We start from the raw sequence: 14,754 nt of genomic DNA, 5'->3' as shown, positions 1-14,754 counted from the left end.
GTCCGGCTCGGCTCGACGGTTCCGGACGGGCCACCCGCACCACGCAGGGCCATGGTCAGCGGGGGGATGAAGGGGGACGTGGATGCGTCGGTACCGATCGCCGTACTGGCCTGCGGAGGGCGCGTTGCTGCGCGCCAGCGTCCATGCCCCGGGTGCAGGTGCCGGACATCCGTGGCCGGGCCTCGATGAGCGTGCGTCGGGGCCGTGGTGCGAGTGGCTGCGTCAGGTGTGGAAGGACCCGCAGATCGCGGAGGCGGTGACGCTGGCTAGTCCGGTCCTGGCCGAGCAGGTGCGGGCCGCGGTCGACGGTGGCGGGCTCGATGCGGTGCAGGGGCGACGCGTCGCGGTGTCGCTGGCCCGCTATCTGGTGCGGATGCGGGGCCGGGCCACACCGTTCGGGCTGTTCGCCGGCGTCGCTGCGATGCCCCTGGCTGAAACCGGCGCGGTGGTGTGGAGCAACCGGCATCGGCTGCGGGTACGGGCTGACGCCGCCTGGCTGGCCGAGGTCGTGACGCGGCTGGAGTCGGATCCGCAGCTGTTGCCACGGTTGGCGGTTGTCGCGAACGGCTTGGCGGTGGTCCGCGGCGGCCGGGTCATCGTTCCCGCCCGGTCGGCGGGGCGGCAGTCCAGCCGGGAAGGTGTGGCGGCGTCGGTGGTCCACAGCGAGCCGGTGCAAGCCGTGCTGCGAGCCGCTCGCACTCCGATCGTCGTCGACGACCTGATCGGCAGGCTGTTCCCGGAGGATGCCTCGGCGGCATCGGTGATGCTGCGGGAGTTGGTGGCCGTCGGTGTGCTGGTCACGAGCCTGCGACCCCCGTCGACGACCAGCGATGGCCTGGCCCATGTGCTCCACGAACTCGGCCAGGTCCACGCGACCGCCCTGGCCGAGGTCGCTCCGCTCGTGCGGACGTTGCGCCAGGCCCACGCCCGGCTGGGCGCGGCGCAGCGGGCCGACTGGCTCGACGGCTCCAGCCGATCCGCGACGGAAGCGCGACTGCGACGCGCGGCCGACACACCGCAGCCGCTGATGGTCGACGTCCGGCTCGGATCGGCGGTGACCTTGCCCCAGCGGGTCGCGGCCGAGGCCGCCGCGGCGGCCGGGGCGCTGCTGCGGCTGGCCCCGAACCCGCACGGCGACCCAGGCTGGCGTGTCTATCGGCAGCGGTTCCTGGACCGCTACAGCCTCGGCGCTGTCGTGTCGCTGCTGGACCTGGTCGACCCGGCCGCCGGGCTCGGCTTCCCCGAGCACTTCACCCGACCTGCCGCAGCCGAAACGCGCGCCGAGCTGTCGGCCCGCGACGAGCTGCTGCTGCGGCTGGCACAACAGGCCGCGCTGGACGGCGTCACCGAAGTCGTCCTCGACGACACGACACTGGACGCCCTCGCCGGTGACGAGGCGATGCAGCCCCGGCCCGTGCCGCACCTCGACCTGTGCTTCGACGTGCGGGCCGCGTCCATGGCGGCCATCGGCGCAGGCACGTTCACGATCGCGGTCACCGGTATCGGCCGTACCGGCCTGGCCACCAGCGGCCGGTTCCTCGACGTCGTCCACGACGATCTCCGGCAGGCCGCGGCGCACGCGGCGCGGCTGCCGGTCGCGGTCCGCGACGCCGTCGCGGTGCAGCTGTCGTTCCCGGCGCTGGACGCGCGGGCCGGCAACGTCCTGCGGGCCCCGCGGCTGCTGCCCGACCTGCTGCCGGTCGGTGAGCACCATCCCGGGCCCGGCCTGCTCGATCTGCGTGACCTTGCCGTCACCGCCGACCTCGACCGGTTCTACCTGCTGTCGGTGTCGCGGCGGCGGGTCGTCGAGCCGGTCATGGCCAACGCTGCCGCCCGGCACGCCATGCCACCGCTGGTCCGGCTGCTGGCCGAACTGTCCCGGGCCTGGAGCACGCCCGTGTCGCTGATCAACTGGGGCGCGGCCGACGGCCTGCCGTTGCGGCCGCGGCTGCGCTACGGGCAGGCCATCCTGTCCCCGGCCCGGTGGCGCATCGCCGCAGCCGACCTACCCGGCCCGGCCGCAACCAACGCGGCCTGGAACGCCGGCCTGGACGTCCTCCGCGACCGGCAACGTCTGCCCGTCTGGATCATGGTCGGGACCGGCGACCAGCGGCTGCGGCTGCACCTGGACGACCCGATGAGCCGTGCGCTGCTCCGCGCCCATCTCGACCACGCCGCCGGGCCGGTCGTGCTCGCCGAGGCAGCGGCCCCGCACGAATACGGATGGCTCGGCGGCCGTGCACACGAGGTCCTGCTCCCCCTCACCACGGACAGCCCGCCAGCGCCGCCACCCGCGGTACTGCGGGGCCGCGGCCCACTACGCCCGCACGACCCAGCCGAAACCGCACTGCCAGGCGGACCGGTCCTCACCGCGAACCTCTCCGGCCCGCCGGACCTGCTCGACACGATCCTGACCGGCCATCTGCCGCAGCTGCTGGCCGCCTGGGAGGCGCCGCCGATGTGGTGGTTCATCCGCTACCACGACCCGGCACCGCACCTGCGGCTCCGGCTGCACAGCACCGACTACGGCCAGACCGCCAGCCGCGTCGGGACATGGGCAGCCGACCTGCACCGGCAAGGACTCATCAGCGACCTGGCCCTCACCACCTACCGGCCGGAAACCGGCCGATACGGCCACGGCCCGGCCATGACCACGGCAGAGGCATTCTTCGCAGCCGATTCCGCCGCCGCGGTTGCCCAACTCAACGCCGGCGCCGGCCTCGATCCGGCGCAGCGGCAGGCGTTGACCGCTGCCAGCCTCGTCGACCTCGCCGCCGCCGTGCTCGGCGACCATAAGGCCGGGCTGCGCTGGCTGATCGAGCACCCAGAACTCGCGACCGCCCGTCCGCAGGATCGCGTCGCCCTCAGGCACACACGCCACCTCACCGACCCGGACGCCGGCACTTCGGCCATCGCCGCGCTGCCCGGCGGCGCCGCAATCCAGGCGAGCTGGAGGTCCCGGCGCAAGGCCGCCGCCGCATACACCATCTGCCTCGACGGCACGACGCACCTGTCACCCTCGTCGGTGCTCACCGCGCTGCTGCATCTGCACCACGTCCGCGTCCACGGCCTCACGCCCGGCATGGAGGCCCGGACACACCGTCTGGCCCGCGCCGCCGCCCTCGGCATCACCGCCCGCACCAGGGAGCCGGCGTGAACCCGCCGTGCATCGATGAGGCGACCCGGGCCGCCGCGGACGGGGCATCCGCCCGTCTCAGCGAGGCGCTCGCCGACCCCGCCGCCGATCGTGACCACGACGCCGAGCTCGGCGGCCGACGCTGGCACGGCCAGTCGCTGTACCGCGGCGCCGCCGGCGCCGCCATCCTGCACGGCGTCCGCGCGCAGGCCGGTTACGGCCCCACCGGCCGGGTACAGGCATGGCTGAGCGAGGCCACCCGCGAAGACGTCAGCGTCGCCTCGACCGCCGGGCTGTGGTTCGGCGCCCCAGCGATCGCCTTCGCGATCGCGACCGCTGCGCCCGGTCAGTGCCCGCAGACCATGCAGCAGCTCGACACCGGCATCGCCCGCCTGACCCGTACCCGGCTGGACGCCGCCGAGGCCCGCATCGCAGCCGCCGCCCGGCCAGCCCTGGCCGAATACGATCTCGTCCGCGGGTTGACCGGACTGGGCGCCTACCTGCTGCACCGCGACCCACACGGCGACCTCACCCGCGCCGTCCTGACCTACCTGGTGCGACTCACCGACCCGGTCCCGGCCGGAGACGACCTCGGGGTCGCGGGACCGGGCTGGTGGAGCGGCGCGGTCCCGTCCGGCGAACCCGCCGCCCGCTACCCGGGCGGACACGTCGACCTCGGCATCGCCCACGGCATCAGCGGCCCTCTCGCCCTGCTCGCGCTGGCGATGCGCCGCGGCATCACCGTCCCCGGCCACGCCGAGGCCATCGACCAGATCTGCCGCTTCATGGACCGCTGGCGGCAAGACACCACCGCCGGGGCGTGGTGGCCCGAACGCATCGGCCTGGCCGAGCTACGCGCAGGCAGCCCCCGGGCGCAGGGCCCGGCCCGGCCGTCCTGGTGCTACGGCACGCCAGGCATCGCCCGCGCGCAGCAACTCGCCGCGATCGCGCTCGGCGACACCACCCGGCAGCGCGCCGCCGAACTGGCCCTCGCCCGATGCCTGCACGACCCCCGCCAACTCGCAGCGATCGTCGACGCCCGGCTGTGCCACGGCTGGGCCGGCCTCACCCTCACCGCCTGGTACGCGGCCCACGACGCCGCCACCGACGAGATCACCGCCCGCCTGCCGCCGCTGCTGCGGCAGCTGACCATGCTGGCCGAACACCTGCCGGCACCAGGCCGGGCCGGGCTCATCGACGGCGACGCCGGCGTCGCGCTCACCCTGCACACCCTCACCACGGCAACGGCAGCGGCCGCCGCGTGGCCCGCCTGCCTGCTCATCACCTGACCCAACGACGAAAGGTCGAACCTGTGCCCGATCCCTCCGTTGGCGGCTGGCGTCAGCTCAACCTCACCTTCGACAGCTGGCAGGCCGCTGAACGCGCCGCCGCCGAACACCTCGGACCGCTGCTCATCAGCGCCGACGACGACGGCACCCTGTCCAGCTGGTGGTACATCCGCAAAGGCCCCACTTGGCGGTTCCGGCTGCAACCAGCCCACGACGCCGACCCCCACCAGCACATCGAGCAGCTGCTCAAGGAGCTCACCGCCGCCGCAGCCAGCGCCGGGCTGCGCGACTGGGCCGCACCGATCTACGAGCCCCAAACGCACCGGTTCGGCGGCGACCCCGCCATGGCGATCGCGCACGCACTGTTCCACGCCGACAGCCGCCACCTGCTGCAGCACCTCAACACCGGGCCCGACCATCGCCGGGAGCTCGGTCTCATCCTCGCGGCCCGGCTCATGACCGGCGCCCGGCAGGACTGGTACGAACAAGGCGACATCTGGCAACACGTCGCCGACCACCGCATCACCACGGCCGCCCCGCCCGACCTGACACCGGCAGACCTGGCCGCGGTCCGGCGGCTGCTGCTGGCCACCGCCGACACCGATGCCAGCCCACTGCACACCGCACCCAGTTGGCCGGCCGCCTTCGAGCGGGCCGGCGCCGAACTCGCCGATCTCGCCGACCGCGGCCAGCTGACCCGCGGTCTACGCGCGGTCCTCACCAACCACGTGCTGTACCTGTGCAACCGGCACGGCATCGCCGCCGCCGACCAGCACACCCTCGCTACCGCCGCCAGCCACGTCGTCTTCCAGCATGAACCCGAGAGTGACCGGCCCACCCCCACGCAGCCCGGCACTACAGTCGCCCCGGTGACCACCGACACCACCACCGACGACCAGCAGCTGCGCGACGGCCTCGCCGACCACATCCGCGACCGCGGCACCTTCCGCACCCCTGCAGTCGAGCGGGCGTTCCGCACCGTGCCACGGCACCTGTTCCTGCCCGGCGTGCCGCTGCCCACCGCGTACGGCACCCAGCCCGTCGTCACCAAACGCGACAGCGACGGCGCGTCGATCTCCTCGGCGTCCAAACCGAACCTGGTCGCCGCCATGCTCGAACAGCTCCAGGCAAAGCCCGGACAACGGGTGCTGGAGATCGGCGCCGCGACCGGCATCAACGCGGCCCTGCTCGCGGAACTGACCGACCCGTCCGGGACCGTCGTCACGATTGAGCTCGACGACGACCTCGCCGCCGGCGCCCGCGCCGCCCTCGACCGCGCCGGCTACCCACACGTCACCGTCATCTGCGGCGACGGCACCCTCGGCCACCCAGCCGCCGCCCCCTACGAGCGGATCATCGTCACCGCCGAAGCGTTCGACATCGTCGAAGCCTGGTGGGACCAACTCGCACCCGGCGGGCGGCTCGTCGCCCCGGTCCGGCTGCACGGCAGTGGCCTGACCCGTTCCCTCGGCTTCGCCCGCAACGCCAACGGGAGCCTGACCAGCACCGAAGCCGAGGTATGCGGGTTCGTGCCCATGCGCGGCGCCACCAGCACCGAAGACCGCTACGTCCAGCTCGCCGACAACGTCGTCCTGCGCCTCGACGCGATCGACCAGCCCGACGACGCCGCCCTCGCAACCGCCCTACGCCACCCCGCCCACCAGCACCGCACCGGCATCCACGTCGATGACCACGAACCCGCGCAGCACCTCGACCTGTGGCTGCTCACCCACACCGACCAGCCGTTCGGCCGGCTCTCCGTCACCACCGCCGCCCGCAGCCTCGGCCTGGCCGACCCGGCCCGCCGCTGGGCCGGCGCCAGCCTCTACCACGGCGGCACCATCGCCTACCTCACCGCTAACCCGACCACCGACACCCGCGACGAACTCGGCATCACCGCCCACGGCCCCGACGCCGACACGCTCACCGACGCCCTCACCGCCCTGCTCCACCAATGGGCCCAGGACCGGCCAGCCCAGCCAACCGTCACCGCCCAGCGCACCACCCCAACAACCCCAACCGAACGCGGCCCCGGCCAGTTCGCCCGCACGCACACGCAGTTCAGCATCACCTGGTGACCCCACCGCCGAGACGCCGGCCGCCAGCCCACATCGAGTTGGCGGCCGCCCGGGAGGACACACCGATGCCCACGATTACCCACCATCCGCGCCGCTCAGCACGATCGACGAACTCCTAAAGCTGCACTTCCCGCTCCTGCCCCGCACCCGGCCAACCTGCCGCCCCCTGCAGACGCGCATCGCCCACGTCGAAGACGTTGTACGGCAGGCGCAGCAACCGGCCGCGGACACCCTGCTGCGCGCCGCCGAAGCCCACAACTTCGCCGCCCTCATCGCCAGCGACTGCGGCCTGCCCGACCTCGCCCGTACCCTCTGCCTCCGCCAGCACGCCGCGATTCGCCCCGCCGCGCCGGTCGGCATCGCCCACGCCAAACTCACCCTCCAACCCTTGATCAACCTCGCGCGGCTCCACACCCACGCCGGCGACGGCACCACCGCATACCAGCTGCTGCACGCCCTCTTCCAGGCCGTCCAGGCCCGCACCCCCACCATGGTCGACGCCGACGTCCGCCTCGACGGCGCCCAGCTCGTCAACGACGCCGACCATCCCGAACTCACGCAATGGCTCTGGACAATGCTGCTCGCCGACGGCACCCGCGCCCTGGCCCGCGCCGGCCGCTGGGACGAGGCCGCACAGCACGCCGAACAACACCACGGCGTCGGGACCCGGCTCTTCGACGGCCGGCAGGTCGCGATCATCGCCGCCCACCCCCAGACGGCGCTCGCCATGCTGCACGCCACCGACACACCCACCCCGTGGGAACGCGCGGTCGCCGCCTGCCTCACCGCCGCCTGCAGCATCCGCCTCCAGCAGGACACCGACGCGGCCGTCGCGGCGATGATCGACGCCTACCACGCCGCCGCACTCGAGACGACCGACCCGGTGTTTCAGACCCGCCTCGCGCTGACCGTCACCGCCTACGCCGCCGGCCACACAACCGAAGCCCCGCTCGTCACGCAGGTGCAGCGCACCGCCCAGGACACCACCGACGCCTACATCGCCCGCGACATCCTGACCACCGCCCACCTGCTCCCCCTCACCGCCAGCACCATCGACAGGCTCGCCGACACCGTCCGCCGGGCCGGACTCGGCACCGGCACCGTCCCGCAGCCCCTCCTGGACCGCCTCCTCCACGCGACCGAACACGCTGAACGCCTCATCACCACAGCTGCCAGGTCCAGCACGTGACGAACCAGATGCCGCCACGTAGGCGACCCGAAGAGGCTTCCGATGCGGCACGGATCCCCGCGCTGGCTGCACCGGCGGCCACCTACGCGCCCACGATGGACAGGCGCCCTCGACGACACACGTCCACCGGACAGCGCGGTGCTGCCGCCGGCGTCATCGGCGTGTCACCCGCGCGCGCTCCGGCGCGTCGGACACACGTTCGATCAGCGGCGGCGTGGCCGGCGCCGCCACCACTCGCGGCCGCATAGCCTACGTAAACGTCGCCGGCCTCGGGTGGCCGGTATGGATCGAACGGAGTGCATCATTGGGTGAGTGGACGGTGCCGAGCCCGCGGCTGCGCAGGACCGTCGGCAGCACGGTGGATGTCACAGCCGGCGAAGCGGCGGGCGTGCTGACGGTCGGGCGCGGCCCCGACGGCGGCCTGTGCCGGATAGAGCTCCGGGCGGGGGTTCACGGCTCGATGACGGCCGGGCTCGCTGACGCCCTCGCCACGGCCGTCACCATCGGTCTGCAACACGGCGTCCCGGCGGCCGCGTTCACCGACGTGCTGCGCCGCGCCGCCCTCGGCGGCACCGCCGCGGAGCACACTGCGCTGCTGGTCGAGACGTTCGCCGCGACGAACTCCGCCGACACGTCCAGGCCGGCCATGCGGCGGTAGTCGACCAAGGTCACCAGCTGTCCATACTGCAGGCAAGCCGGGCAATTGCTCGTGCCGTCGATTTCCATCGCCCCGACAACGCCATGATCGACCAGCTGGACGACCCGGGAGTGCTGGACGTCGCGGTGGACCTATCCCGCAGGCGCGTTCACCGACGACAGCCAGTCCGTAGACGCGTGTCCAGAGACCGATTTGCGGCCATCCTGTCGGGCAAACCGCCACATGTGGCGAGGTTCGCATCTGGCTGGCCAGACAGTTCGAGCAGCGCTGGACCTAGGCCGTGTTTCATAGGCGGGCTCAGAGCCATTCGTTGATGGCGGTGATGTGCAGGGTGGCCAGGTAGCGCACCGCGAGCTTGTCGTACCGCGTCGCGACCGCACGGTGGCGCTTGAGCCGATTGATGCCGCACTCCACCGCGTGCCGCTGCCGGTAACGAATGGGGTCGAAGGCAGGTGGGCGGCCACCCTTCGACCCCAGCTTGCGCCGGTTGGCGTCCTGGTCGGCCTTGGACGGGATCGTCGCCTTGATCCCGCGCCGGCGCAGGTAGCGGCGGTTCGGCCGCGACGTGTACGCCTTGTCAGCCAGGACCCGGTCCGGGCGGGTCCGCGGCCGGCCACCACCCAGCCGCGGCACCCGAATCCCGTCCAGCACGACCGTGAACTGGGGGCTGTCCCCGCGCTGCCCAGCGGTCAGCACGATCGACAGCGGCTTCTGCCCCTGCTCGCACCCCAGATGAATCTTCGTGGTCAGCCCGCCGCGGGACCTGCCCAACGCGTGATCGGCCGGCTCCTGCCCGGCCTCGCCGCCGTCGCCGCCGGGCGGCTCATGCTGCCCGGCGCCGTCACGGCGCGCACCGCCCGCGTGCTGATGCGCCCGGGTGATCGTGGAGTCCACGCTGACATCCCAGGTGATCAAGCCGACCGCGTCCGCGCGGGCCTGCAACCCGGTGACGATCCGCTGCCACACCCCGGCCCGCTGCCAGCGGCGGAACAGCCCGTACACGGTCTGCCAGGGCCCATAGCACTCCGGCACGTCCCGCCAGGGCGAGCCCACCCGGACCCGCCACCGGATCCCATCGATGAGCTGCCGTTTACTCCACTTCGGCGGCCGGCCTGGCTTCTTACCCCTCGGCAGCAACGGTTCCAGCGTGGCCCACTGCGCGTCGGACAGGTCGAACCGCCTCGTCACCGCTACGCTGGCCACGAGGTCTCCGGTGTTCTGGTCTTCTTGGTCGAAGAACCATCTACCGGAGACCTCGCCATCTATCGATCAACGGCGCGCCGGAACTACCTCACACCGCTGCCTTTGAAACATGGCCTAGACGGTCTATTCCAAGGGTTCAGTGGTCGTAGGCGATCAGGGACCGCATGACGGGTTGGCCGGTGTGCCAGTTGTGCCAGATCGCTGCGGTCATGGCCAGGACGCGTTGCAGGATGCGGACGGCTGCACCCGCGGGGGTGCGGCCGCCGTGTTGTTCGAGGTCGAGTTGGCTTTTCAGGGTCTGATTGACCGACTCGATGTTCTGCCGGACGGTGCGTAGCAGGAGCCTGCCGGGGCGGGCTGCCTCGTTTCGGTACGCGGGTCGGATGACGTCGATAGCTGTTTCGTTGAGCCAGGTTTCGGTGGCTCGGTCGCGGTAGCCCTTGTCCACGACCAGGATCAGTCCGTCGGGATGGTGGAACATGGCCGGTTGCAACGAGACCAGGTCGATGAGGACGTCGCGTTCGTCGGTCCTCGGGTTGGTCAGAGCGAACGCGACGGGCAGCCCGTGGATGGTGGTGACGAGGTGCAGGCGCAGGCCCCAGAACCGGCGGGAGTGCGAGGCGCAGTAGCCGTACCCGGCCCAGCCGGCGAGGTCGGAACGTTTGACGGTCTCCCGGGAGGTGCCGCACTGCACCGGGGTCGAGTCGGCGATGCGGATCGGGTGTTGCCACAGGTCGGTGTCGGCGGCGAGGGCGGCGATGCAGTGCGCGATCTGGGCGATCAGGGCGCGGAGACGCTTGTTGTATCCGGGTTGTTTGGGCAGGTACGGGAGCAGATGTCCGATGTCCTTGCGGGCTCGGCGCAGCCAGCGGATTTCGTTGTGGTGGCCGAGCAGGGCTTGCAGGACGGCGACGGTGATCAGTTCCGCGTCGGTGATCTTCGGTGCGATGCCGACCTTCGGCCGGTAGGGGTTGAGCTGCGGTGCAGCCTTCAGTTCATCATCGACTTTCACGTAGAGTGCGGTGGCGAGGGTGTCCAGATCGACGTGCACGTGGCCTCCAGGTCATCGTTGCTTCGCAACGTCGATCCTGGAGACCCTCGCCTTCGTTCGCAGCCCCGTACCCCTTGGAATAGATCGTCTAGAGCTCAATGTGGTAGCGGGCAAACAGCTCCGCAACGAACGCGTGGACGGCGGCTGAAGCCTCGTCGGCGCTGGAGGCGAGTTCATAGCCGCCGAAGCGGAAGACCTCGTAGCCGGCCAGCCTGAGACGTCGATCTTCCCTCATCATCTCGGCATACTTACGAGGGCTCGGGCGCCCCTGCTCGTCGCAGTAGTGCTGCTTTCCATCGATCTCAATCACGATTCGCTGGTTTTGGGGTAAGAGCATTAGAAAGTCCATCCGCTGCCGGGCCAACGGTCCCGGCGTTGCCCGCTGACGGGCCGTGTAGGGATCGTAGTGAAGGTAGACCTGAGGAATAAGCGCCGGCACTTTCTCGAACGGGTGACGTCCATAGAGAGCACAATATTCCTTGAAAAATAACTGCTCCGGCGGCGAGTCGCGGTCCAGTGAATCGTACAAACGCGCGTAGAGCAGCCGTCCAGGGTAAACAAGATCGTCGGTCGGCCTCCCCTGGCTTTCACACCACCACTTCACGAGCGCGGCCCAGCTCAGCCCCTCCGGAGGCAGCAATCGGTCGTAGACCAGGCAGTACTGGGCGTTCTCAACAATCTCGATCTCATTGTTGACCGCGTCCCGTAGAACCAGTTCGGGCTTCAGGCCGTTCGCCGCAAAGATCAAATTCTTGAAGCTTCCGTCGACGCCACGTACGGCACATCGACGCAGCAGCTCCTGCAACGGTTCCGACCTGTAGTCCTCAAGAACACGTGCCCCAAGCACGACCAAACGGTGCAACTCCCACCCTTTGATGCGCTGGCGCACATACCACTTCTTGCCCGAATACGCCTCGTCGGAGGTTCCGGGCTCGAGGCCGTACCTCTCGCCGACCTCAGGAAGCTCGGCGTAGTGCACCTGGTGCAGCGCCTCGGCGATAACGTCGATCAGGTCAACTGCTCGTACAGGATCGGTCATTGCACGAGCCTAATTCCGTTACTCTCGGGCCCAGAATCCGAACACGTGAACAAAGCTGCGACTACCCTGTGGTTCCTGCTCGACCTGCACCGCGACGCCCGCCTTACGCCAGTCCCCGTCGAGTTCAGCGGCTTCGGCTGGTTCCCCCGATCCGCATTGGCCGGCTGGCCAGCCGGGCAGACTGACCCACAGATGGCAAGGGCCCTCGCCAAGCTCGGCGCCCGCCTCAAGGCCGCGAGCGGTGCCGGGATCCCTGATGCCAGCCGGTGACGGGCCCCACCGGTCGGCCGCATCTGACAAGCGGGAGCCGCCCGAGCATGCGGCCGGCGTGCACTTGGTGCCGGTCGACGTGTCGCTGCTCTACACCCGATCCAGCGAACGAGCGACGGAGATGCTCGTGGGGCTGCGCCGGGGCGGGCTCGCGGCCGGGGAATGGGACTCGCCGGGAAGCTCGAGCCCGGCGAGCCAGCCGAGGTCGGCGCGGCCCGGGAGGCGTTCGAGGAGATCGGGTTGCTGCTGCCGCCCGCCGAGTTGCGGCTGGCGGCGGTGGCACACTGGCACCCGCCGGACGGCACCCCTCGGATCGGATTGTTCTTCCACTGCACCGCCGATCCCGGCCGGCACGGCCGGCCCGTTCGGTGGAGGGAAGGGGCTGGATGCACCACTTCGGTCTTTCTGCGCCATCCGAAGATGTACTGCCGCGGCGGGCGTGTCACCGCTCGCAAGGGATAGAGGTAGGACAGGGCCGGCCCGGCGGCAGGGTGTCTCCTACCGGGAACACCGCCTCCTGCAGCACGGCAGCCGCTGTGCCGGCCCCTGCGTAGGCATACAGAGCTCATCCAGATACTGCCGGAAACAGCACGATCTGGTGTTCGAGCTGGTACCACCCGCCCGGGCGCCGCGCTCGCTGAGCCGATGGCGATCTCGGTGGTCTGGCCGCTCCCCGGTCGACAACTTGAACTCCGCCGGGCACAGCGTTGAGGACGACCGCGCCGTCGCGGGACCGCGCTGTACGGAGCATCGTGGTGTGCTCTTGCGCCGGTGATGGCATCGGCGAGCGCCAAGGTGTTCGGGTCGCTTGTGTGCCCGAGTCGGCCGGTCATCGTGAGGTGGGCGCCGGTGTGGACGCTCACGTAATTGCTCTGGTCGCCGCTCGTCGTACCCCAGGCAGATCGCGGGTGTCATGGCGGCTATCGAGCCACCGATGAGAGCGACTGGCAGACCGACCTACCCGCCCCACGTACCTCCTCCTCGCTGCTGCTTTCTCTGCCCGCTCGTCGCGGCCCCGTCGCGGGCGCGACGAGCGAACTGCTGGCGAACGCCATGCCTCGCAGACGGGGGACGACGAGCGAGCGGTAGGCCAATTACCTCCCGCGCCTGCCGACTGCCATCACCACGCCTCACCGATTGGCGGGTGTTGCATCGAGACCTGTGCCCATCGGGCGCAATCGCCATATTGAGACGTTGTCGGACTGGCAAACAAGCAACGTGCGTGTGGCGATGCATTGCGGCGCGGCGGAAATATGCTCGGCGCGGCCGACCACCTGTACGGCGCCGGTGTGCGCGTCTAGCCGGGCGATCAGGGATTGACCAGGGCCGCGGCTGACGATCAGGACGCCGGCCCCGGTGCGGAGGGCCGGGGACCACGTGTTTGTCAGGAGGCCGATTCGGCCTGTCGCGGTGTCGACGACAGCGGTGTCGAGCTGTGCGACATCGCCTTCAGTGTGTGGCCGCGTGGCTAACATCTGGTGGTCGTCGAGCGGGGTGAGACCGGTCCATCCGTTCAGGTGCCACAGCTCACGGCCCGTGTCGGGCTCTAGCGCAGCGATATCACGGCGGGTCCCGGCGCAGAGGACGGGCTTGCAGAATCGTATGGAAGTGCCGTCCGGCTCGTCGGTCCGTTGCCATAGCCGGCGTCCGCTTACTAGGTCGAACACGGCGTTGCTTTGGTGTCGGTCAGGACCGAGGTGGTAGGCGAGCAGCCGGTTGCCGCTGATGTCAAACCCGTCAACTTCGCCGGGGTGGTCCAGTTTGGCTGTCCGTACGATTTCCGCGGACTCGGCGCTGCGGATGCGGAGTGCTCCGTCAGGGCTGAGCTCGGCGACCTCGACGTTGGCGATTCCTGCGAGGACGAGCTGCCGAGCGGTGCCTGGAGCGGTGTCGAGCGACCATCGCACTGTCCCCGCATGCATGTCGATGCCGGATAAGTTTGGGCTGGAGGTGCGTGGCTGTGTTTGAGGCTCGCCGTCCGGTTGCGAGGCTTCCGCGACCAGGACGGCGGACGGTCCGGTGGCTCCGTAGATCGCCGGTATGTACCCAGTGCGGCGCCATGCTTGCGTGCCTGTAGTGATGTCGAGCCCGACCAGTGCCGCCGTCGGGGGGTCTGTGGGCTCCTGTGTGGCCAGCACCAACCGTTCGTCATCGATTGCGGTGATGTGCGTGGCGGGAGGGACGGGTTCGGCCCACCGCTTGATGCCGGTTGGTATCTGATACGACTCGACGAACGCCTGTGCTGCGTCAGATCGGCGCACGAGGTAGACGAAATTCCCGTGGATGCGGATGTCGCCGACGCCAAGCCCGGGTAGCCGCGTCATCGGTTCAAGGGACAGCGGTCGCAGGTCGCTGGTGAGGCTCCCGAGCAGGCCCATCAGCACCAAGGCGATTCTCAGCCGCTGCCAGCGCGGCCGCCGGTGTTCGGGCCGGGGCCACGACGCGGGGGCGGTGTCGAGTTCGATCACGATGGACGGCGGCACGTCATTGAGGGTGGCACGCAGTGGGGCGAGCCGCGGCACCGGGGATGCGAGGAGCGTCCTGAATCCGGCTGTGGCGATTGCGGGTTCGGTCACGGCGGCGAACTAGGCGATCGAACATGGTCGTTCTGCTTCTCGTGTTATGTAGTCCGGAGCTGATCTGGAGTCTGGACTTGGATGGGAGGCGTTTGCCGGAGGCACGTCTGGTCGGCCCGCTTCACCGTTAGTCGGGCCGTTCGGCGGTGCGATCCTGGTCAGCACCGCTCGAGACCCTGGCCGGCGTACACGCGATGCGGGGTGTGGCGGCACGAGCCGGTGGACTGCTGCGCGGCAGTCCACCGGCTCGATGCGGTTTTGCCAC

Annotated in this window: 12 protein-coding genes; 7 read left to right on the top strand and 5 right to left on the bottom strand. The window is 70.5% G+C overall.

Annotated elements, in window-relative coordinates; genetic code table 11:
* The first annotated feature begins 226 nt into the window (after positions 1–226).
* Genes ACQP2P_RS16320 through fxlM form a run of 3 tightly spaced genes read left to right on the top strand, consistent with a single transcriptional unit; the run spans position 227 to position 6,503 of the window.
* Entirely contained in the window at positions 227–3,157 is a 2,931-nt protein-coding gene (locus ACQP2P_RS16320; RefSeq protein ID WP_433616941.1) for a lantibiotic dehydratase, read from the top strand.
* Positions 3,154–4,425, top strand: coding sequence for a lanthionine synthetase C family protein (locus ACQP2P_RS16315; RefSeq protein ID WP_433616939.1), 1,272 nt, complete (start codon positions 3,154–3,156; stop codon positions 4,423–4,425). The genes ACQP2P_RS16320 and ACQP2P_RS16315 overlap by 4 nt, the downstream gene beginning before the upstream one ends.
* A gap of 23 nt (positions 4,426–4,448) precedes the next feature.
* Positions 4,449–6,503 carry a methyltransferase, FxLD system gene (fxlM, locus tag ACQP2P_RS16310; RefSeq protein WP_433616937.1) on the top strand — a complete coding sequence of 685 codons (2,055 nt, stop codon included), beginning with the start codon at positions 4,449–4,451 and terminating at the stop codon, positions 6,501–6,503.
* A gap of 115 nt (positions 6,504–6,618) precedes the next feature.
* Here fxlM and ACQP2P_RS16305 read toward each other — a convergent pair whose 3' ends face one another.
* Positions 6,619–6,870 carry a hypothetical protein gene (locus ACQP2P_RS16305; RefSeq protein WP_433616935.1) on the bottom strand — a complete coding sequence of 84 codons (252 nt, stop codon included), beginning with the start codon at positions 6,868–6,870 and terminating at the stop codon, positions 6,619–6,621.
* A gap of 21 nt (positions 6,871–6,891) precedes the next feature.
* Between ACQP2P_RS16305 and ACQP2P_RS16300 the strand changes: the two genes are divergently transcribed.
* Both ACQP2P_RS16300 and ACQP2P_RS16295 read left to right on the top strand, forming a co-directional pair.
* On the top strand, positions 6,892–7,692 hold the full coding sequence (locus ACQP2P_RS16300) for a hypothetical protein (protein WP_433616934.1): 801 nt from the start codon (positions 6,892–6,894) through the stop codon (positions 7,690–7,692).
* 358 nt (positions 7,693–8,050) lie between these two features.
* Positions 8,051–8,350 (top strand): hypothetical protein, encoded by a 300-nt coding sequence (locus tag ACQP2P_RS16295; protein ID WP_433616932.1) that lies wholly within the window; start codon positions 8,051–8,053, stop codon positions 8,348–8,350.
* 297 nt (positions 8,351–8,647) lie between these two features.
* Here ACQP2P_RS16295 and ACQP2P_RS16290 read toward each other — a convergent pair whose 3' ends face one another.
* The 3 genes from ACQP2P_RS16290 to ACQP2P_RS16280 form a co-directional block, all read right to left on the bottom strand.
* The gene (locus ACQP2P_RS16290) at positions 8,648–9,538 is read right to left on the bottom strand and encodes an IS5 family transposase (protein ID WP_433619152.1); all 891 of its coding nucleotides are present in this window, start codon (positions 9,536–9,538) and stop codon (positions 8,648–8,650) included.
* Between the two features lie 151 nt (positions 9,539–9,689).
* Entirely contained in the window at positions 9,690–10,604 is a 915-nt protein-coding gene (locus ACQP2P_RS16285; protein ID WP_433616930.1) for an IS982 family transposase, read from the bottom strand.
* Positions 10,605–10,692: 88 nt separating this feature from the next.
* The gene (locus ACQP2P_RS16280) at positions 10,693–11,643 is read right to left on the bottom strand and encodes a hypothetical protein (protein ID WP_433616928.1); all 951 of its coding nucleotides are present in this window, start codon (positions 11,641–11,643) and stop codon (positions 10,693–10,695) included.
* A 45-nt stretch (positions 11,644–11,688) separates the two neighbouring features.
* On the opposite strand from ACQP2P_RS16280, the gene ACQP2P_RS16275 reads away from it, so the two are divergent.
* Positions 11,689–11,913: a hypothetical protein gene (locus ACQP2P_RS16275; RefSeq protein WP_433616926.1), complete on the top strand. Its 225-nt coding sequence runs from the start codon at positions 11,689–11,691 to the stop codon at positions 11,911–11,913.
* 162 nt (positions 11,914–12,075) lie between these two features.
* Positions 12,076–12,375, top strand: a complete 300-nt coding sequence (locus ACQP2P_RS16270; protein ID WP_433616924.1) for an NUDIX domain-containing protein — start codon at positions 12,076–12,078, stop codon at positions 12,373–12,375.
* A 668-nt stretch (positions 12,376–13,043) separates the two neighbouring features.
* On the opposite strand, the gene ACQP2P_RS16265 is transcribed toward ACQP2P_RS16270, so the two are convergent.
* On the bottom strand, positions 13,044–14,489 hold the full coding sequence (locus ACQP2P_RS16265; protein WP_433616923.1) for a hypothetical protein: 1,446 nt from the start codon (positions 14,487–14,489) through the stop codon (positions 13,044–13,046).
* Between the last annotated feature and the right edge of the window lie 265 nt (positions 14,490–14,754).

Origin of the sequence: Dactylosporangium sp. CA-139114 (assembly GCF_050955725.1) — a bacterium.
In the GTDB taxonomy this organism is placed as follows: Bacteria; Actinomycetota; Actinomycetes; order Mycobacteriales; family Micromonosporaceae; genus Dactylosporangium.
This window is presented reverse-complemented; position numbering and strand designations above follow the sequence as displayed.

Coding starts and splice junctions, on each gene's coding strand:
- ACQP2P_RS16280 (WP_433616928.1), bottom strand. CDS start 11,643: ATGACCGATCCTGTACGAGCAGTTGACCTGATCGACGTTATCGCCGAG.
- ACQP2P_RS16270 (WP_433616924.1), top strand. CDS start 12,076: ATGGGACTCGCCGGGAAGCTCGAGCCCGGCGAGCCAGCCGAGGTCGGC.